Source organism: Ekhidna algicida (assembly GCF_051379705.1).
In the GTDB taxonomy this organism is placed as follows: Bacteria; Bacteroidota; Bacteroidia; order Cytophagales; family Cyclobacteriaceae; genus Ekhidna.
The window spans coordinates 3793175-3813894 of record NZ_CP179868.1 but is presented as its reverse complement, the minus strand read 5'-3'; the positions used below and the strand labels follow the sequence as shown (position 1 = coordinate 3813894).

Annotated in this window: 19 protein-coding genes; 8 read left to right on the top strand and 11 right to left on the bottom strand. The window is 39.9% G+C overall.

The features are described 5' to 3' along the window. Nucleotides 1-19: 19 nt before the first annotated feature. Genes ACL8WY_RS17240 through ACL8WY_RS17230 form a run of 3 tightly spaced genes read left to right on the top strand, consistent with a single transcriptional unit; the run spans nucleotide 20 to nucleotide 2975 of the window. On the top strand, nucleotides 20-1642 hold the full coding sequence (locus ACL8WY_RS17240; RefSeq protein WP_436516001.1) for a gliding motility-associated C-terminal domain-containing protein: 1623 nt from the start codon (nucleotides 20-22) through the stop codon (nucleotides 1640-1642). Nucleotides 1643-1649: 7 nt separating this feature from the next. Further along, on the top strand, nucleotides 1650-1982 hold the full coding sequence (locus ACL8WY_RS17235) for a YbaB/EbfC family nucleoid-associated protein (RefSeq protein WP_436516000.1): 333 nt from the start codon (nucleotides 1650-1652) through the stop codon (nucleotides 1980-1982). After that, nucleotides 1983-2975, top strand: coding sequence for a glycosyltransferase family 2 protein (locus ACL8WY_RS17230; RefSeq protein WP_436515999.1), 993 nt, complete (start codon nucleotides 1983-1985; stop codon nucleotides 2973-2975). It abuts the gene before it with no gap. Here the strand turns inward: ACL8WY_RS17230 and ACL8WY_RS17225 are convergent. Next, the gene (locus ACL8WY_RS17225; protein WP_436518077.1) at nucleotides 2972-3181 is read right to left on the bottom strand and encodes a PspC domain-containing protein; all 210 of its coding nucleotides are present in this window, start codon (nucleotides 3179-3181) and stop codon (nucleotides 2972-2974) included. The genes ACL8WY_RS17230 and ACL8WY_RS17225 overlap by 4 nt on opposite strands. 151 nt (nucleotides 3182-3332) lie before the next feature. Here ACL8WY_RS17225 and ACL8WY_RS17220 point away from each other — a divergent pair, with 151 nt between their 5' ends. From ACL8WY_RS17220 to ACL8WY_RS17205, 4 genes are all read left to right on the top strand, one after another. Continuing rightward, the gene (locus tag ACL8WY_RS17220) at nucleotides 3333-5096 is read left to right on the top strand and encodes a tetratricopeptide repeat protein (protein ID WP_436515998.1); all 1764 of its coding nucleotides are present in this window, start codon (nucleotides 3333-3335) and stop codon (nucleotides 5094-5096) included. 151 nt (nucleotides 5097-5247) lie between these two features. Beyond that, nucleotides 5248-6228, top strand: a complete 981-nt coding sequence (locus ACL8WY_RS17215) for a pyruvate dehydrogenase complex E1 component subunit beta (protein ID WP_436515997.1) — start codon at nucleotides 5248-5250, stop codon at nucleotides 6226-6228. 143 nt (nucleotides 6229-6371) lie between these two features. Then, the gene (locus ACL8WY_RS17210) at nucleotides 6372-6956 is read left to right on the top strand and encodes a DUF1287 domain-containing protein (RefSeq protein WP_436515996.1); all 585 of its coding nucleotides are present in this window, start codon (nucleotides 6372-6374) and stop codon (nucleotides 6954-6956) included. A gap of 137 nt (nucleotides 6957-7093) precedes the next feature. Continuing rightward, nucleotides 7094-8944: a cystathionine beta-synthase gene (locus ACL8WY_RS17205; protein ID WP_436515995.1), complete on the top strand. Its 1851-nt coding sequence runs from the start codon at nucleotides 7094-7096 to the stop codon at nucleotides 8942-8944. A 51-nt stretch (nucleotides 8945-8995) separates the two neighbouring features. On the opposite strand, the gene ACL8WY_RS17200 is transcribed toward ACL8WY_RS17205, so the two are convergent. Continuing rightward, nucleotides 8996-9847 carry a universal stress protein gene (locus ACL8WY_RS17200; protein WP_436515994.1) on the bottom strand — a complete coding sequence of 284 codons (852 nt, stop codon included), beginning with the start codon at nucleotides 9845-9847 and terminating at the stop codon, nucleotides 8996-8998. A gap of 169 nt (nucleotides 9848-10016) precedes the next feature. Next, on the bottom strand, nucleotides 10017-11345 hold the full coding sequence (gene ffh / locus ACL8WY_RS17195; RefSeq protein WP_436518076.1) for a signal recognition particle protein: 1329 nt from the start codon (nucleotides 11343-11345) through the stop codon (nucleotides 10017-10019). A 133-nt stretch (nucleotides 11346-11478) separates the two neighbouring features. Here ffh and ACL8WY_RS17190 point away from each other — a divergent pair, with 133 nt between their 5' ends. Beyond that, a complete protein-coding gene (locus ACL8WY_RS17190; RefSeq protein ID WP_436515993.1) occupies nucleotides 11479-11943 on the top strand; it encodes a hypothetical protein in 465 nt (154 codons plus the stop codon). Between the two features lie 37 nt (nucleotides 11944-11980). On the opposite strand, the gene ACL8WY_RS17185 is transcribed toward ACL8WY_RS17190, so the two are convergent. The 8 genes from ACL8WY_RS17185 to ACL8WY_RS17150 form a co-directional block, all read right to left on the bottom strand. After that, nucleotides 11981-12385 carry a DoxX family protein gene (locus ACL8WY_RS17185; RefSeq protein WP_436515992.1) on the bottom strand — a complete coding sequence of 135 codons (405 nt, stop codon included), beginning with the start codon at nucleotides 12383-12385 and terminating at the stop codon, nucleotides 11981-11983. Beyond that, nucleotides 12382-12975 (bottom strand): SGNH/GDSL hydrolase family protein, encoded by a 594-nt coding sequence (locus tag ACL8WY_RS17180; RefSeq protein ID WP_436515991.1) that lies wholly within the window; start codon nucleotides 12973-12975, stop codon nucleotides 12382-12384. Before ACL8WY_RS17180 ends, ACL8WY_RS17185 begins: the two co-directional genes overlap by 4 nt. Before the next feature lie 34 nt (nucleotides 12976-13009). Continuing rightward, nucleotides 13010-13480, bottom strand: a complete 471-nt coding sequence (locus ACL8WY_RS17175) for a hypothetical protein (protein ID WP_436515990.1) — start codon at nucleotides 13478-13480, stop codon at nucleotides 13010-13012. 4 nt (nucleotides 13481-13484) lie between these two features. Then, a complete protein-coding gene (locus tag ACL8WY_RS17170; protein WP_436518075.1) occupies nucleotides 13485-13565 on the bottom strand; it encodes a MetS family NSS transporter small subunit in 81 nt (26 codons plus the stop codon). Nucleotides 13566-13585: 20 nt separating this feature from the next. Further along, a complete protein-coding gene (locus ACL8WY_RS17165; protein WP_436515989.1) occupies nucleotides 13586-15070 on the bottom strand; it encodes a sodium-dependent transporter in 1485 nt (494 codons plus the stop codon). Nucleotides 15071-15194: 124 nt separating this feature from the next. Continuing rightward, the gene (locus tag ACL8WY_RS17160; protein WP_436515988.1) at nucleotides 15195-17624 is read right to left on the bottom strand and encodes an ABC transporter permease; all 2430 of its coding nucleotides are present in this window, start codon (nucleotides 17622-17624) and stop codon (nucleotides 15195-15197) included. A 141-nt stretch (nucleotides 17625-17765) separates the two neighbouring features. Next, nucleotides 17766-19691 (bottom strand): OPT family oligopeptide transporter, encoded by a 1926-nt coding sequence (locus tag ACL8WY_RS17155; protein WP_436515987.1) that lies wholly within the window; start codon nucleotides 19689-19691, stop codon nucleotides 17766-17768. A gap of 116 nt (nucleotides 19692-19807) precedes the next feature. Then, nucleotides 19808-20716 carry a DUF4097 family beta strand repeat-containing protein gene (locus tag ACL8WY_RS17150; protein WP_436515986.1) on the bottom strand — a complete coding sequence of 303 codons (909 nt, stop codon included), beginning with the start codon at nucleotides 20714-20716 and terminating at the stop codon, nucleotides 19808-19810. Between the last annotated feature and the right edge of the window lie 4 nt (nucleotides 20717-20720).

The following is a 20720-nucleotide window of genomic DNA, read 5'->3' as shown; positions in this document are numbered from 1 at the left end:
CTTGTTCGTATACTGATTGATGCATCGCTGGAGACATATTTTACTTCTTTTACTACTGCCTATATTGGCAGATGCGCAAGTCTTTAGCAGTAAAGGTCGCTTTTCTGTCGAATTCGATCGCGGCTGCAACCCGATGACCGTCAATATAACTGAGTATGATTCTTTCGGTGCAGTCACCCGACAATACTATTATTTCGAAGGAGCAGGTATTACAAACAATAAAACCTTCACCTATCAGGATGCAGGCATCTATCAGATTGTCCAAATTGTTGGTGTAGACGGAATAGATGATAGGTCCGACACCCTTTTTGTTGAAGCATTTGAACCATTAGTCCCGGATATCCAAATTCAAATGTGTAATGGGCGAGAAGTTTCCATTACGTCACAAGACACCTACTATGATAGCATTCGTGTTTATTTTACGGTTTCTGACTCAGTCACCTTATTAACATCTGAGACTGCTCAGTTTGGTTACTCAAACACCTCCACTCAAGCTATTGGTCTCAAAGGTTTTTTTGACAATGCAGACGAAGTATGCACTGCTTTTTTTCAGGAGATCAATCCCATTCCCACGTTGCTGGCACCAAATATTACCAATGCTGCCATTAAGGAGACCTGCAAAGATCTATTCAGCCTATACCTGGAACTAGATGCAATAGATACACTCACCAACTATAGAATTAACCTAACTCAAGGGAGTACCACCCGAATATATGATGGCTACATTAAGCAAAACTCCATTGTCCTGAGTGACATACCTTTTGCAAGGGCGGACTATTGTCTAAATATCGAAGCATTCGATCCTTGCAATGGGACATCCACCTTTTCTCAAGATTTTTGTGCTGAATCCTCCGACCTGTCACTTTCACCTTTTCAATCACTCTATTCCTCATATGGTTCATCTGGCATCTATATCAATCTTGATTCAGTAAACCGCGGTACCTTCAATATCTATCGCAGATTAGAAGGCGAAGAGTTTGATTTTCGTTCCGAACAAACCAGCTCATTTACAGATCCGATTGGTTCCAATGGGAGAAAGTATTATTATAGATTGGATTACGTGGATAGCTGCGGTCAGATTTTATATACAGCCGAAACCAATCCCCCATTGGTTGATGCTACTAAGGAAAGCACAAATCAATATCTGGTGATTTTTAGTCCTCCTGTAAATTCACTTACAGACAGTCCACAGAATAACTACCAGACCGGTAATGATTTTTCGCAAACAGAGAATCAAATTCCATCAACAGAATTCTCTGTTCAACTAGATGCAAAAGATGGTAGCCCTCGCCAATTCGTGACTGTGTCTTCAGTATATCCAGATGGCACCACTTTAAGATCTAATTCCGTTACAGTTCGATACCAATTGGTCATTTATGTCCCTACCGCATTTACTCCCAATGGCGATGGACTCAACGACACTCTTGAACTATTCGGACTACCAACGGAGACTGCAACCACAAATATTTATACCAGATGGGGACAATTAGTCTATTCATCAGACATAGCATCTCCTGGTTGGGACGGCACGATCAATGGATCAATTGGTTCGGAAGGAACTTATCTTTATGAAATAATCTTTGAAACAGCAGACGGGAATAAACGAATGCAAAAAGGTACTTTTACGTTAATAAAAAAATAAGAAGGATATGTTCGACATGATGAAAATGATGGGCAAAGTGAAGGAGATGCAATCCAAAATGAAAGAAGCTCAGGATCAGCTCAAAGACATCACAGCAGAAGGAGAATCAGGTGGTGGTATGGTCAAAGCACGAGCTAATGGCAACAAAGAGCTAATAGGACTGGAAATCGACGAAAGCCTTGTAAATAGCGCTGATAAAGATATGATGAGGGATCTGATTATTGCCGCGGTAAATAAAGCAGTGAGCGATGCTGACATCAAAGCGAAAGAACACATAAAAAATTCCACCGAAGGATTGATGCCTAATATTCCAGGAATGGATCTATCAGGGATGATGTAAATGGCAAAGACTGCAGTAGTCATACTCAATTATAATGGGGTATCCTATCTGGAGAAGTTTCTTCCTTCGGTAGTTACCTATTCACCCAATGCGACAATAGTAGTTGCTGACAATTCTTCTACGGACAATTCCATCCCCTTTCTGGAAAAGAACTTCCCAAAAGTTGAATTAATTAAACTAGATAAAAACTACGGATACGCAGGCGGCTATAATGAAGCGCTTAAACAAATTGAAGCAGAGTACTTTTTGCTCTTAAACTCTGATGTTGAAGTGACTACTAATTGGCTCAATCCACTTGAGCAATTCTTAGATGCTCATCCAAATTATGCAGCGTGTCAACCGAAAATAAAAGATTACAATCACAAGTCACTATTTGAATACGCAGGAGCATGCGGAGGATTTATTGACTTTCTAGGTTATCCATTTTGCCGTGGACGTATTTTCGATCAGGTTGAATCAGATTCCGGCCAATACAATGAAGAGGTTGATATTTTTTGGTCATCTGGAGCTTGCATGATGGTTCGCTCAGAAGTGTTCTTCAATGCCGGTGGCTTTGATTCCGACTTCTTTGCACACATGGAGGAGATTGATCTCTGTTGGAGGATTCATAGCCTAGGCCATCAAATCAAGTGTATTCCAAAATCAACGGTGTTTCATGTTGGTGGTGGTACACTGGCTAAATCTAGTCCCTTTAAGACATATCTAAATTTTCGAAATGGCTTATATATCCTTATTAAGAATTTACCCTTAAACAAATTGATTTTTAAGCTGCCTATCAGGATGACACTTGACTGGGTAGCAGCCATCAAGTTCTTATTTGAAGGAAACCCGAACCACAGCGTGGCTGTAATCAAAGCCCATTTTTCTGTACTATGGAATTTCTCCAAAATGACCAGAAAGCGAAAACTAACGTCCATAACGCCTAAAACTAAGCTTATGATCTATGAATATTACTTAAGAGGAAGTCGGAAATATAGTGACCTATATAATTAATAATACCAAAGGGTGTTGTTTCTTCTTCGCTGTAGCTTACGAAAATTCATAACGAAAGCCAGTCCCAGATAGATTATTACCGGAGAGCCAAAGGTCAAAAATGATGTGTAAATGAAGAATAATCGAATGCTTGAAGTAGGAATACGAAACTTCTCCCCCAATCGGGTGCACACTCCAAACGCATATTTTTCTAAATAATCCTGCATCATTGTAATATATCAAAGCAAAGATAAACAATACATCTATTAGATAGTTGGTTTATTAGTATAGTAAAATGATAAATTCGATTAATTTTGCGTGCACTATAAACTAAGAATTATACTATTTATTGTTTGTACAATTAAAAAACTGAATCAAATGAAAAAATTTAACCTAGCCATGGCTTTTGCTGCCGGAGTAATTTTACTTTCCGGTTGTAAGCTTGATAAAATGATAAAATTGGCTCAGGAGAATGATCTTCAAGTAAACCCTAACCCACTTGAAGTGCATGGTGGAAACGTTCCTTTCGAGATGAGCGCTGTTCTTCCTCCAAAAATTCTTCCATCTAACACAAGCTTCACACTAAACACAATCTATGTGTACGGTGACCAGGAAGTTGCTGTTGGATCAGTGGAATTCCAGGCTTCTGATTTCCCTAATAGCTCGACGACTACTTCAAGAAAGTCTGCAAACTTCACATTCCCTTACCAAGATGGAATGAACCCTGGTACACTTTACGTACAGGGAGTAGCTACAGACCTTAAAAATGGAAAAACTGCAGAAACTGATCGTTTGGCGGTAGCTCAGGGTCTTGTTATGACTTCTGCCTGGGTGAAAGACATTGCAATGGTTAGCTATGCAGATCACGGGTACAACGACAAGGAAGAATTAATTCCAACCAACGTTGATTTCTACTTCGATCAAGGAAGATCTAACCTTAGAACTTCTCTCTCTTATGATGGAGAAACTAACGCATCGAAAAGAGATATGCTTAGCGGATTCATCGCAGAGAAAAATGTAACCAGAACTGTTACTATCACAGGTACTCACTCACCAGAAGGTACTGAGACTATTAACAGTGATCTATCAGAAGATAGAGCAGCGACTATCGAGAAATACTATAGAAACAGAATGGATCGATACGATTACAAGGGAGCAGCCGATTCTATCGATTTCATCCTAAAGCCTGTTGTTCAAGATTGGAATGCTTTCAAAGGAGCTCTTGCAGCTTACGAAGGCATCTCAGCAGAAGAAAAAGGTCAGTACACAAACATCATTAATGGTTCTGGATCTTTCGTTGAGAAAGAAAAAGAAATGAAGAAGCTTTCTACTTACAAGAAAGTATTCAAAGATGTATATCCTGGTTTAAGGTCTGCGAAAACAGAAGTATTGACTGTAAAGCCTAAGAAATCAAATGCAGAAATCGCTGTACTTGCAAAAGCAATCACAGGCGGCGAAGCTGACGCAGACACACTTACTATTGAAGAACTAATGTTCAGTGCAACACTTACTCCTTCCTTAGAAGAAAAAGCTGCAATCTACAAGGCTGCTGCTGATAAGTCTGGCATGTGGCAAGCACACAACAATTTAGCTGCTGCTCACCTTCAAATGGCTAAAAGAGGCGATGCTTCTAAGCTAGATGGAGCTGCAACTCAACTAGAGATAGCTATGAACAAAATGGCTAGCTCTCCTGAAGTACAAGCTAACATGGGTGCACTACAAGTATTGCAAGGTGATTACGAAGCAGCTTACGAAACTCTAGGTGGTGTAAGCTCTTCTTCTAACGACATCAACGGGAAAGTAAGCGCTATGAAAGGTGCTGTTGAAGTTAGAATGGCCGAGTACGATAAAGCAAAAGCTTCTTTCGCTTCTGCTAAAAACAATGAGAATGTAATGATCGATAGAGGTCTTGCTCATTTGCTTAGCGGTGACTACCCTATGGCTGATGCAGAATTCAAGCAAGTAGAAAGAGCAGACTCTTATTACCTACTAGCTGTTTCAGCTGCAAGACAAAACAACGCTTCAGGTGTTGGATCTAATCTTAAGAAAGCAGTAGATGCTGAGCCTTCTTACAAGGATATGGCATTGAACGATCTTGAGTTCACAAACTTTGCAGATGCGGTAAACGAAGCTGTGAAGTAATTCACGATTCAGAATAAAATTGAAGCCCTACCATTTTGGTAGGGCTTTTTTATTTTAGGTCAAAATTGACTGCACTTAAAAAGGGTCAACAAAATCTCAATAATCAGGCATTCATCATTAATTTAGCACACCGAAAAATACTTAGGAAACAATGAGAGAAATTCAATTCAGAGAAGCCCTTGGTGAAGCGATGAGTGAAGAAATGAGAAGAGACGAAGATGTCTTTCTAATGGGAGAAGAAGTAGCCGAATACAACGGTGCTTACAAAGTGAGTCAGGGCATGTTGGATGAGTTTGGTGCCAAACGTGTCATTGATACACCTATCACAGAGCTTGGTTTCGCCGGAGTTGGAGTTGGTGCCGCTATGAATGGCCTCCGCCCTATTATCGAATTCATGACATTCAATTTCTCTCTGGTGGCTATTGATCAAGTTATCAATAGTGCGGCCAAAATGCTATCAATGTCTGGTGGGCAATACAATGTGCCGATCGTTTTTCGGGGTCCAACAGGAAATGCCGGACAGTTAAGCCAGCAACACTCACAAAACTTTGAAAACTGGTACGCTAATACTGCTGGTCTTAAGGTGGTTGTACCTTCCAATCCTTACGATGCAAAAGGCCTTTTGAAAACAGCTATCAGAGATGACAACCCAGTAATCTTCATGGAGTCTGAATTGATGTATGCTGACAAAGGAGAAGTGCCAGAGGAAGAGTATTTACTAGAGATTGGTCAAGCAAATGTGGTTCGCGAAGGATCTGATGTGACATTGCTTTCATTTGGTAAGATGATGAAAGTAGCCAATCAAGCAGCTGACGAGCTAGCCAAAGATGGGACAGAAGCTGAAGTAATAGATCTACGCTCAGTAAGACCAATAGATTATCATACTATCGTTGAATCAGTGAAAAAGACGAATCGATTAGTGATTGTAGAAGAAGCATGGCCATTGGCATCCATCTCGTCAGAAATTAGTCACCACGTACAAAGAAATGCCTTCGATTGGTTAGATGCACCTATTCACCGTATCACTAACAAAGATGTATCGCTTCCCTATGCCCCTACATTGATTGAGGAAGTATTGCCAAACGTATCCAGAACGGTGGAAGCTATTAAAGCGGTTACCTATCAGTTGTAACAATAGAAAACTATCAATTTTAAGGCTTTCCATTTGGAGAGCCTTTTTTGTTGCGTTGCCTTCTACATTATTATTAATAAAAATTAAACCTCATAATCTAATTGGTGTTTTTCACGTTTAGGCAGTGATAGAAATTGCCACATATGAAGTCTGCTCCCGTTTTCATAGCATTATTACTATTTATATCTCTTCACTGCTTAGGCCAAGAAGCGAATAAAGAAAAGCTAGTAGCTTCAGCTAAAGAGCTCACTAAGGATGAAGTAGTATACGATGCTAGCTATTTTTCAATCGATTATCCAAATGGAGATGTCCCTGAGGGAAAAGGTGTGTGTACCGATGTTGTGATTCGGGCCTACAGAAAGCTTGGTATCGACCTTCAAAAAGAGGTTCATGAGGACATGAGGAAGAACTTTGATAGTTACCCAAAAATTTGGGGATTAAGTTCTACTGATAAAAACATTGATCATCGCAGAGTTCCAAACCTTATGAAATTTTTTGAACGATTTGGAAAGGTGAAAGTCATATCAAGAAATCCCAATGACTATCACTCTGGTGATATTGTTTGCTGGAATCTTGGAGGAGCTATTACACATATTGGGATTATAATTGACCAAAAGTCAAATGATGGAAAAAGAAATCTTGTTGTTCACAATATCGGCTCAGGTCAGGTGATTGAAGACATACTTTTTGACTTCAAAATAATTGGCCATTATTCCTTCGGATTCTAGATCATAAATATGTCAGCTATCTCAACCTCAGATTACGAAAGTTTTGACTTGTTCTCTAATTAACCTATTCCTTGTAACTAATTCATTCAATTTATGGATGGACTTCACTACTTTCGCGAAAGTCAAAATATCATTTAATGAACGAAAATAAAGTACTCAATTTTATAAAAGACGTCTTGGAAAATATGCCTGACGATTGGACGGGACTGACCACTCATCGTCTGGATATTTACAATGAAGAATTAGCCAAAACTGAATTTCTTGAAGGATTTGAGTCTTTATATACTGCCAACAATTCTGACAAGGCCGCACTTAACGATCTACCTACTGCATTTGACTATATTCGATTAGGTCATCCATTATCGTCTGTCCTGGAGTGGACTATTGCCAAATTGAACAACATCAATCCGGATGATGTCATCAGCTTTTCTTCCAATACGATTCCGATTTTGGCTATTTTAAGAAAGAATCTATTCCTAAAGAAAAACACCTTGGTTGCATATTCAGATGAACTACCCTCTCAATTTGATCCAGAGGTTCTTAAGAATGTTTATGGATATACATTCGACCTAATTCAAGTAGATAGTGTAGTGCAAATTCCGAAATTTGATGGCAGCATAGTATTCATTGCTCAGCAGGATTTAAAAAAACCAATCAACTTCTCTCCCAACATTGACTTTTTTATTAGCCTCCATGATCTCCTTGGAAGTCTACTGTTGGTGAATGGTGAGAAAAATGAAACCTACATCTCAGAAATTCAGCATGTGCGAAGGAGAGAAACCATTGCCATGACACCAGCTGATTGTCTATCGACTTTGCGGCTTCTAGTTGAATCGTCTCCCGTCATCGCTAAAGAGCAAAGCAAACTTGAATCAAATAAGAAACTTGTTCTGGATTCTATTCGTGAGATAACTGGAACCCATTCAAATCCATTATTAGGTTCGAGTGGGCTATCGGTGCAATATGCCATCATGATGGGACTCATTGACCATGCTATGTTCGCATATCCAGGCAAAGAGATCAAAATTGTAGTGCCACCTAATTGCTACGGAGGCACAAATGATCAAGCGAGGCGTGTTGCGGCCTGCCTTGAGAATGTTGAAGTATTAGACTTGCTTGTTGACGGAGATAACGACATGGTTCGCAGTGTTGATAGTATCTTGAATAAAGTAGCAAGTGAGGATGCAGTGCCATTTATTATTGCAGAGATTCCAACAAACCCGCGAGTGGAAGTACCTGACCTTGAAAAATTGAAGGAAGCTTTGAGTTTGGAGCGTAAGACACAAAAAGGTAAAAAGGCAATTGATCCTGTCTTTATTCTAGATCAGACCTTTTGTCCTAACGTCCAATTCTTGGCTGAAGGAGGAATTCTTTCAACCGTGCGCTCGATTGCTTATGTAAGCGGTTCCAAATTCCCAAGCGGAGGTAAGTGCACGGCAGGTTACTGTGTAGCCAATGAGAAAGCTGAAGAGTTGATGGGGAAAATAGCTAGACACCTGATGCTTTGTGACAATGAGGCCACCAGTCTTCAGGTAAAAATATTAGCAGAGCAATTACCTTCCATGAATCAACGAATCCATGATGCGTATAAAAATACACGTGAATTTGTCAATCATATCAAAAAGAAATTGCCGGAAGCAAAAATCAATTTTGTCTCTGAAGAATTAGCACTGAAAGGATTTACACCATCAGTGTTTTCATTGGATCTACCAACCAAGGGGAGTTCGCACGAAGAAAGAGAATCTTCTAAAAGAGCCTTGAACGATAAATTGATAAATCTGATGATCACTGAAATTCCAGACGAAAGCAAATACTGTGTCAGTTACGGACAACTAAAAGGATGCTACTGGACGATTCCAGCAACCTCAACTCAAGGAACCACAAAAGAAGCCGATAAAGATTATATCGCTCGTGTGGCAGTTTCAGCTGATTTAGACTTGAACCGACATAAAGAAGTCTTTTCAACCTTCGTTGCAAGCATTGACTGAAGGTGAATAGATAAAGGCTCATAACAATGAGCCTTTATCGTTTCTAATCCTTTAAAGGTGTGATTTGTTAATGGTAAGCACCGGAATCGAGGATTTCTTGGTCATCCGCGTTGCAAATGAATGTTGCAGAAAACGACTCAATCCGCCTTTGGCTTCTGATAAAATTATGATCAAGCCTGCGCCTGTACCTTCAGCATAATCCAACAGCGCATTCTTAGAATCTTTATCTTCAATTACATCAACAAGGAAGTTGGGCAGACCAGCGATCTTCGCAATTTTATTCAGCATGCCCATCATTTTTTCGTCATCTTTAGACTTGGTCACATCTATGATATGAAGTGTAGAGCCCAAAGCTTCACAGATGACCTTGACTTTTTCAAACGCCTGCCGAGTATACTTTTCATCTTCGATATCTAGCCCTAGGACAATGTCTTCGATTGGGTGAAATTGCTGATCCTGAAGTGAAACAACCGGAACATTTAAATGCTCAATCAATTGTTCAGTGTGATTTCCACTAAAGAACTCTTGAATACTCTCCTCACCTGTCGTTCCAATAACAACCAAGTCAATCTCATTTTCAGTAGTGTAATGTTGCATTCCTTTCAGAAAGCCACCTCCAATTTGAAATGCTTTTACGGGAACTTCATCAGTATTATACTCCTCACTCAGCGTATTTAACTTTTGCTTATTTGATCTAAGCAATTGTGCGACATACAAGGAATCTTGAGAAACTGTACTACCTCCTGCTTCACCCGAAAGGTGTAACGACAAATCACCCAAAGGAACTTCTTCTAAATGTATTACCTCCACACTTGCTTTGAGAGGCTTGGCTAGTTGAATTGCAAAATCCAATGCATGCTCAGACAAACTGGAAAAATCGGTAGGAACTAATATTTTTTTCATGGCATTCATCTATTGGTTAGAAACCACAAAATAGGTATCAGTAATACGCTGCAATAGGATATTTATCAGTACTACAGGTGTTTTTGATCAGATGTAAAACTATATAAAGTGACTCAGAATCGTCTGCTGTAGCCAAAAGAATGACGAAAATATTAATAGAATGATCTGATTATTTCATCCCTCCTAGCATATTTGCGAGCGCACGTTTTCCGCCGGATTTATTCATCATCTTCATCATCTTACGCATTTGCTCAAACTGCTTTAGTAATTGATTTACCTCCTGAATTGAGGTTCCGCTTCCCTTGGCTATCCGTTGCTTTCGGTTGCCATTAAGGATTTCCGGTTGCGTCCGTTCCTTTGGTGTCATCGACTTTATGATAGCCTCAATAGGCTTGAGCGAATCATCATCAATATCAATATCTTTTATCGCCTTGCCCATCCCTGGGATCATACCAAGCAGGTCTTTCATGCTCCCCATTTTCTTCATCTGTTCCATCTGAGCAAGGAAATCATCAAATCCAAATTGATTCTTTCGGATCTTTTTATTGATTCTTCTAGCTTCTTCCTCATCGTAGTTTTGCTGAGCGCGCTCTACCAAGCTGACCACATCTCCCATTCCGAGAATCCTGCTCGCCATCCTATCTGGGTGGAAGAGATCAATGGCATCCATCTTCTCACCTGTAGATATGTATTTGATTGGCTTCTCTACTTCCTTTCTTATGGAAAGGGCCGCACCACCTCGTGTATCTCCATCTAACTTAGTTAACACTACCCCATCAAAATTGAGTCGTTCATTGAATGTCGCTGCAGTATTCACGGCGTCCTGCCCCGTCATGGAGTCAACTACGAACAATGTTTCTGCTGGATTAACCGCCTTCTTCAGCTCAGAAATTTCGTTCATCATTTGTTCATCCACAGCCAAACGTCCAGCTGTATCTATGATGAGCGTTTTCTTGCCATTATCCTTTGCATGTTTGATCGCATTTTTTGCAATCTGAACAGCATCTTTATTTTCAGGTTCGGCATAAACCTCCACTCCAACCTGCTCTCCAAGCACCTTTAACTGATCAATTGCGGCAGGTCGATAAATATCACAAGCTGCGAGCAGTACAGTTCTCCCCTGCTTCTTCATCAAGTTGGCCAGCTTGCCGGTAAAGGTTGTCTTACCAGAACCTTGCAAACCGGATATCAAAATAATGTTTGGGTTTCCTTCCAGACTAACAGGAACATTGGTCTCACCCATGAGATTAGTCAGCTCTTCAGATACAATCTTTGTAAGCAATTGTCCTGGAGATACTGAGATAAGAACGTCACGACCAAGCGCCTCTTCTTTGATTTTATCTGTTACCTCTTTGGCTACTTTATAGTTCACATCAGCATCTACGAGAGCTCTTCTGATCTCTTTTATCGTCGCAGCGATATTGATCTCTGTGATCTGTCCTTGTCCTTTGAGCGTCTTAAACGCCCGATCCAGCTTTACACTTAAACTATCAAACATATTCTCTATAAAATCTTGCTGCAAAGGTATAAAATAGTGGGCAGTGAATTATAGTTATAAAGAAATGAAACCTTATTATAGGAATTCTAGTATATACAGTACCTTGCATAACAATATACAACTTAACAGTAAGATGAAAAGGACAATCGGATTATTTATCACAGCACTTTGCCTTACGATAGTCGTACAGGCTCAAAGAGTACAGGAAAAAGACATTATAGGCACTTGGAAACTGGTCATTGATATTGAAGAAGAAATGGACGAAGAAGCCGAAGAGGCTGATACAATGCTCGAAGAAGTATTCATAAAGGCAGTATCTGGCTTTGTGGGAGGTATCATGGAAGACATTGAAATCTATTTCGAATTCCAACGCGATAACGACGTTAAGATCACAGTTAATGCTTACGACGAGACAGAAACTGAAACAGGAACGTGGTACATCAATAAACGTGGCTATTTGGTCATTGAAGACATTGATGATGACGGTGATGACTTTAGCATAAGCACGGATGATGATGAGTGGAAATTAGTTGATGGCATTCTAGTCAGTGATGAACACGAAAAAAATCGATCAGTTTATATGACAAAAGTTGATTAAAGATTTTTCATACTACTCTACTACAGAGAAAGGTGGCTTAGCGGTCACCTTTTTTTGTGGCCAACTTATAATCAAGACTTACAGGTCCAGCTCCATTTAGCAACATGAAAATAGCTCCGGTAAGCATTGAAATGGCAGGATAAATAGTTGGGTATGGATCAGTTAGATGTACCAGCAGTATTGCTACAATAAAATTGAAAGTCATAATTGCACCTGCATATCGAACCTTCCATCCAAGAATGAACAAAATACCGCAAATGAATTGGGCATAAACAGATATAATAGCTGAAATCAATGGTAAAGGAGCACCAAATGCTTCCAAAAAGTTTCTAAACTCCAACATTCGATCCCAAGAAAAAACATTATCCTGGGTACCATAGATTAAGTGAAATCCCACAGTGATCCTAATAGGTAAATCCGCGATCTGTTTTAGCTTGTTCATTGTTCGAATAAGGTGTCAACTATAACTTCAGCTGCTAGCCTGCTTCCTTTGGGAGAAGGATGGAATCCATCTGGTCCGTATAATGAATAGTCTTCTGTATTTTCAAAATAAGCTTTCCAAGCTTCTCCAACTGGACACAGAATTGCCTCATTCGTTTTAGCCGCATCCCGATGGTTTTTTATTACACCTTCAAATGTATGGTAATAGGTCTGCGATGGCCATACCATAAAATAGACAAGCTTTGATCCGCTTTGCTCACAGAGTTTTTGCAATTTATTACCGTCTTCTATTAACATCTTGCGTCCTTCGCTTTGGGATGAAGGACCCTGCTGTATTATGACATAGTCATACTTTTCGCTTTTTATATACTTCTGAACTTCACCATCATTCCAGTGGTCAATAATTGCGTAATTGGGATAGGCCAAAGTCAGCGTTTTTACTTTCACTCCCCTACTCTTAGCTTCTTGTTCCACTAATGAAGGAAGGTTATTTGTATACGTTAGACTATTTCCTACAAATAAGATTTTAGTTGTTTGTGCGCTCGATAAAAAAGCAAAAACAAGAAGTAGTACTGAAAGTGTATATCGCATTATGACCTTAGAACAACGCACACCTAATTTATCCTTATCGATCAAGAATTGCCTTCAAATCAGCAGGAGAATAGTTGATGGATTTCAACGTCTTATTATCACCTTTTCGATAAACTAACCACTTTCCATCTCGTTGTTCGTAATAGGCCTCTGTATCCTTGTTGGATTTGTAGTGTTCAACAGTATCCTTTGCCTCCTGCTCCGTATCGCACGCCTTACTCATATTGGATCGTTGTACTTCATCAAACAAGTCTCTAAACTTATCGCCTAATCCGAATTCAAGTACGGCTCCTGACAATACGTACTGAATATCACAAAGTGCATCAGCTATTTCTACTAGGTCATTATCATCAATCGCTTCCTGCAACTCCTTAAGTTCTTCTGCAATCAAGGATACTCTCAGTTTGCACCTGTCCTCTGATGGAATCTGAGGTGTGTCCAGAACAGGATGTCTAAATGTGTTATGAAATTCAGCTACTTGATTTAATGGGTCAATTTTATCCATATGTCTATTTTCCTTTTTCTTTTTTTATTGCTTTAGTCAAAAAATAAATGAAGCCACCTACCACAATAGTTAGAATGACAATCATACTTATGATACCTCCTGTGCTCATTCCTTTACAAATTTCTTATACAAATATCTATTTAATAAAATCCCGACTATTATCACCAAGGCCCACTGAGTAATCGTTGATGCATTGCTATAGGTGCCAAATAGGTCCCATTGTCCTTCTTCATTAAACCAGGTAGAGCTATAATCTTGTGAGAGCCACCAATAGATCAAAAAGAATCCAATAGCTATATTGGCAAAGATCGCAAACCTGAAAAATCCGGAAGGAAGAATCATATCGGACCCGATATCTATGGTTGACTCTTTAAACTTAATCGGGTTGTTCATTGCCACTCCTATGAGAATAAAAAGGCCTGTTACAATCAAACCTACTCCCCATACCCAATCTTGGTTGGAAAAGAAATTTAACGACCATGCAGAAGGAAACCCAAAAGCGATAAAGCTAACGATGACGAAGATGAGTGTCTTACGTTTGGAAATATTTAAGTCTCTCACATTTTGCATGAATAGTTCAATCATTGGTAGCAGCGAGCTAAAGGCAGCTACAAAAAGCGCTAGGAAAAACAAAACTGATAAGTAATCACCTCCTGGCACATTTGCAAAAAGCATTGGGATGATAGTGAAGGTAAGCGCCTGATTTCCGGATTGCAAGAAGGATATAGCTTCTGCATCAGAAGCAGCCAGCGCAAAGACGGCTGGCAATATAGCCATGCCAGACAATAACGAGGCTGTGTTGTTTCCAAACGCCCCAATAAAGGTGTTTAGTGTTACATCTTCATCATCTCTAGAAAAAGCTGACAATGTCATCATCAATCCCCAGCCGGCTCCTGTACTCCAGGCTGATTGAGATAATGCCTCTATCCAGATTGTAGAATCACTAAAGAGAGACCAATCTACCGCAAACATATATTCCAACCCTCTTACACCTCCCTCCATACTGAGCGAAACCATCACAATAATTACCAATAAAATAAAGAGGCTAGGAATTAACAATTTATTCGCTTTTTCAAGCCCGTTTTTTACGCCTCTGATCAAGATGAATGCGGCAAGGAAGATGACGCATATGTAAACCACAACGGTTATCCAGTCTCCATTGGAAATACCGTTCCAAAAATTGGTGAGATAGTCAGGGTCAGATTGCAGGGTTTCGAGTAGTGTGGCCTCCCTGAATATATTTCTCAACGAGAATGTCAGATACCTAAACGACCATGCCGTAACGATGGAATAATAAAAGGCAATTCCAAGCGTACACATGGTGATAAAGAAGCCCATCCATGCGTATTTCTTCCCTGCAAATTGAGCAAAGCTTCCAATAACTCCTTTCTTGAATTTTTTTCCTATCGCAAATTCAGATAGTAGAAGTGGTATAGACCAGATGAAGAGGAATAGAATCCAAAGAAGAATAAAAGAGCCTCCATATTGACCTGCCAACCTTGGAAAACGCCAAAGGTTTCCGGCACCAATTGCCATCCCTAAGGCGGCCAACACTATCCCCCATCTATTGCTAAACTGTTCTTTACTCATACGTGACTTTTTGCATGCTGCGAATCCGTCAAATATATGGAAAGTTTAGCTGGCCTTAGGCTCCATTTTTTATAAAGGGCAAGTCGCTGAAATTTCTTTTCAGTGACTTACGATTAAACCTGAATTATTCGTCTTTAAGGGTTGTAGCTGGATTAATTAAAGCTGTACTAATCGTTCGGTGGCTAACGGTGATAGCTGCAATAAACAGTGTTACAAGAAAAGCCAGCACGAAAAAACCAACGCCAATATCAATTCTGAACTCATAATCATTTAGCCACTGGTTCAAAATATAATATGCAGCTGGAGCTGCTATCAAGAAGGCCACGATGACAAGCACAAATACTTCTCTGGTAAACTTACCTATGATGCTAAAGATTGAAGCGCCTAAAACTTTTCTGATTCCCACTTCCTTGGTTCTGTTTGCGGATATGAATGCAATCAAGCCATATAATCCAAGACAGCCGATAATTATAGAAACGGCGGAAAAAGTACTCATCAAAGTAGCTACGCTTTGTTCTTGTTCATAATTATTTGCTAGTTCTTCATCATAAAACTCCCAATCCAAAACAAATTCAGGATATACCTTTTCCCATGTGTTTTCGAAATGGGTAATTGCAGAATTCACATTGGAACCATCTTTAGTTTTAAATGCAATTTCATAGTAAGTATCTGGATCACGTAAGAGCATCACGTATTGGAAGCCCTCACTTAAGTCTCGTGAATGGAAATCCTTCATCACACCAATTACTTTCAGATCACCTTTCGCCCAACCTGAAGTCAAACGCTCTCCTAGAGCGCCTGCATAGTCATCTTTAAAGCCCATCAAGTCAGCAATCTTTTGGTTGACTACAACATAGTTTAGGCTATCATTCTTACGTATGTTCCGTCCTGCTAAAATCTCAAGGCCATATAAATTTACATATTCTTCATCGGCAGCCTTATAGCTTGCATTATAGTCTTCTTCAATATCTAATGGTGGGTAGTTGAAGTTGGAGTGCGAATTGGAATTACCAGTCGGCGAACTTAACGAAAAGGTAATGTTTTCAATAGCTGGATCTTCCAACATCAATGACTTAAAACGCGCATTCTTAGTTTCATCTCTTTCAGGCAAGTAACTTTTGATTATTGCCTCCTTTTCAAAACCAAGATCTTTTTCCATAAAGTACTTCATTTGAGCGGCTATAATCACAGTACCAATAATTAAGAACTGTGAAATTGTAAACTGCGCGATAACCAATGTCTTTCTCAAGTTAAGACCTCCGGAATGATCCTTGGCAGTTATTTTGCTTTTCAATGCCTTTACGGTGTTCATCCCGCTGAGCAGAATGGAAGGATAAAAACCAGACAGAAAGCTTACCAAAACAAGAAGTATCAGTAAGAAACCGACTGTTTCAAAACCAGAGAATAAATCCAGGGTTAATCTGGTCCCTATCACATCCTCAAGCTGTACAAAGAGGAACTCAGCAATCGCCAGAGAGCAGAATAATGAGAAAAGCGTGATTAGCGTTATTTCCGTGAAGAATTGGATTACTAATTGGCGTGAATATCCACCAATTGCCTTTCGTATTCCTATTTCTTTTGATCGGTTGGCTGCCTGCGCAGTAGCCAGATTGATGAAGTTAATGCAAGCTGTAAGAATCAAGAAAATAGCTATTACAGTCATGGCTTTAATCAAAGCTGGTGATGTGGAATAGCTGTAGCTTCCGTATTCATCATCGTAGTGAATGGATGCCAAAGGTTGAGTTACAAATCTTCTTCTTTCAGAGGCTCCCTCTTCATAGTGTTTTTCTACAAAGTCAATCAGTTTCGTATCAAATGCTTTCTGGTTAAATCCACCTGCTACCAGGATGTACGTATTTGTACTTGAGCTTGTAGAATTCCATCGTTTACCTTCGCCATAATAGGGATTAATTGAGGCTTGCGAATCATAGTCTAACAATATGGTGAATGGGAAGTTGGTGGCTTCCGGAGGATCTGCAATGACTCCAACTACCTTATAGTCTTGAAGATTTCCAATATTCAAAGTTCTGCCAATTGCGTCAGCTTCTTTTCCATTTTCAATTCCAAACAATTTCCTACACTGTGAAGCGGAAATAACCGCCGTATTGGGCTCTGTCAATGCTGTTTCTTTATCACCTCCCAGAAACTCTACTGTAAATACTTCAAAATATGAATTATCTAGATAGGCTATTCCATCCTCGAGAAGGAATTTTTTTATTTCATTGCCTTCTTTTACGTTGACCTGATTTCCCCATACATAATGAGTTCTCACCACTTTGCCCACATCAGGATAATCTTCTCTGAGAGAAGACCCAACTGGATGCGGTGTACCTGCTCCTTTGCTTACTTCACCCGCTCTAATTCCGTGAGTGACAACACGATAGATGTTATCGTAATTTTTCTGATGCTCATCAAAACTATTCTCAAAGACAATTACTTTGTAAATGACTAGTGCGCAACCAATACCAAGTGCCAGGCCTAAAATATTGAGAATACTATAAACCTTGTTCCTGGTTAGGTTCCTAATTGCGGTTTTAAAATAATTCTTGAGCATGGGTTTTGGGTTTTCTTAAGTACTATTTAAATCAAAACCATGCCAGAATAGCTAACTGACTGGTTTACAAAAAAATACACCTGAATCCACATGTAAAAGTGGATTCAGGTGTACACATTTTACGTTCGTTTTCGTACAGGATTAATCTTCTTCCTTAGATACTTTGATAACTGATTTATAAACAAATAGTAGGACTCCAATAAGTATAAGGAGACCCAAATTTTCGTATAGCATCTCCATATCGTATCCCGCTAATTGCTCGAATCCAAATCCAGCAATGGCAATTGCGATACCAATTCCCATGAGTGCTTCGCCGGTAATTAAACCAGATGCGAGCAGCAAACCAGCATTAGCGGCCTTTTCCTTACCTCCACTATTTTTTGTTGCCTTGGTAAGAAAATGAGCTAACAATCCTCCTATAAAGATGGAAGAGTCTAATTCAAACGGAAGATAAAGTCCAACAGCTACAGCAAGTACAGGCATTCTGAACTCTGAGCCTTTAGATTTCAGGTATTGATCAATCAGAATGATTATAATACCAATTGCTCCACCTATATATACCATATTCCATGGTAAACCTCCACCAAATATTCCTTGAGCTACACTTTGCATCAGAGTTGCTTGTGGTGCAGTCAAAGATTCTGGGTTTGCCTCGGTAGGTGCTCCCATGCCATAGGCTATTAGAAGTGAGTTTAACACTAGAGGAATAGCCAAAGCTCCGGCTATAACACCAACCATCTGCATGATTTGCTGCTTGTATGGAGTCGCTCCTAGAATGTGGCCTGCTTTCAGGTCTTGCATATTATCTCCTGCTATTGCCGCGGCACAGCATACAACTGCACCAATTAGAATTGCAGCAGCAGCCCCAGCCAATTCATTCCCTGTCCCCATCAAAGTGAGAAGCAAGAGAGAGGCAGAAAGTATTGTCGCAATTGTTACACCCGATATTGGATTATTAGAACTTCCTACAAGTCCTGCCATATATCCGGCTACTGCGGAAAAAAGAAAGCCGGCGATAACCATTATGATTGTCATTGTTGCAGTAAGTCCTACATCGGTAATTGCTGACTGATAAATGAAAAAGATAGGAATGATTAAAACACCAATACCGATAAGCACCCATGACATTGGTGTATCCATTTCTGTTCTAATCTGATCCTTCATAGATGTTCCACCTTTTTTGAAGGCAGCTACTCCAGCTTTGAAAGCAGTGCTTAATGAGCCAGCAAGGCTAACAAGCGCCCATAGTCCTCCGACTACCATAGCACCCACACCCAAGTATCTGATTTGAGAGTTCCAGATGTTTCCACCGAGCGTCACTGCATCTACTCCCTCCTGACCTCCATTAACAGCTACGTAAGCAGGAATTGCAATGAACCAGCTTATAGCTCCTCCAAGGAATACCAAAAAGGCAATATTCAGACCTACGATGTACCCAACAGCTACGAGTGCGGGGGAAAGGTTCAAACCAAAGTATGCATATATCTTATCGTTTATCAAAGCGGCTCTTTGCCAAGTACCTTCCCAGAGGTTCAATGCAGAATCACCAAGCTTGAACAAACCACCAATTAGTGATCCCCAAACAAGATATTTTACTGCCTTACCACCCTCTTCTCCTGTTTTCAACACCTCTGCAGTAGCAACACCTTCTGGAAACTTAAGTTTCTCTTTTACAATCAAAGCGTTTCTTAACGGTATGGTGAAAAGCACTCCAAGAACACCTCCGCACAATGCGATTGTCACAGTCTCGAAGTAGTTAAACTCATCCCAATAACCCATGATCACTAAGGCAGGAATTGTGAAAATTACGCCGGCAGCAAGTGATTCTCCTGCCGAAGCTGCTGTCTGGACCAGGTTATTCTCAAGTATGTTCGAGTTTTTGAAGACTTTCAAAAGTGCCATCGAGATAACTGCGGCTGGAATTGATGCAGAAACTGTTAATCCTGCAAATAGTCCAAAGTAAGCGTTTGCTGCTGAGAGCACAACTGAAAGTAAAGCTCCCAGTACTACTGCCTTTACCGTTATCTCCGGCAAGCTGGTATTAGAATCAATATAAGGTTTTTCCATTCTCTTGGTTTGGGTTAGGTTTTTAAGTTGATCACCGACAAAAATGTCTATTTGTATGGATAAAACAAAAAAAGGGTAACCAATGGCTACCCTTATCTATTATTTTAAAATTTTATCTATTCGTACTCTTGACTTCCACTTGATGTAGTGCCCGATATTTTGATTCCTCCCCGTTCAATAAGCAGCCTTTTTTCACCTGAACGATTCCCCACTTCCAAGTCTCCAGAAGTAGCAGTGAGATCGAAACTTAAATCATCTAAATCATTGCTAAAGTCAATCTCAATATCTCCTGAAGTTGCATCAAAATAGCTATTGTCATTTAGCTCAATCGAGTATCCATCTATGTTTCCAGAGGAAGTTCTGGCCCTGATTGCTCCCAACCCTTTTCTAATCTCAACATCTCCAGAGGTAGCTTGTACTTCTATTTTACCATTGAAGCCTGATATGGTGATATCTCCAGAGCTGGCTCGTGTCTCAATGTTGCCTGTTGTGTTAAAGATATCTTGATCTCCGCTTGTAGATTCAATCTCTGAATCACCTGTAAGTCCATCAATATCAATGTCTCCACTTGAGGTCTCCACCTCCAGATTAGCAACCACACTCCTTATAGTAATGTCTCCACTGGACGCCTCAATCTTGGAAGATGAAGCTCTTAGGTTTGCTACGTTAACATCTCCTGAAGAATTATCAATATCAAGTTTAACACCATCCACGATTGTCAAGTCTATCCGTGATTCATTGATTCGATAATTTCTCCAACTTTTGTCTCTTCGTCTGTCTACTCGGATCACAAGAGTTTTTCCAACAATATCTGTTTCAAAGCGGTAGTCGCCTTCATCACCGCTACCTGTAATTATTCCTTTGAAATAAACCTTTTCGCCTTTGTTGACATAAACATCTACAAACGACCCTTCGATCCTCACTTCATCAACGTTTTCGGCTTCTAGTTCAGCTTTGGCTAAAGTATTTTGAGAGATTGCTGGCATTGCAGCTAATATGGTGAGTACAAAAACTAACTTCTTCATAGCT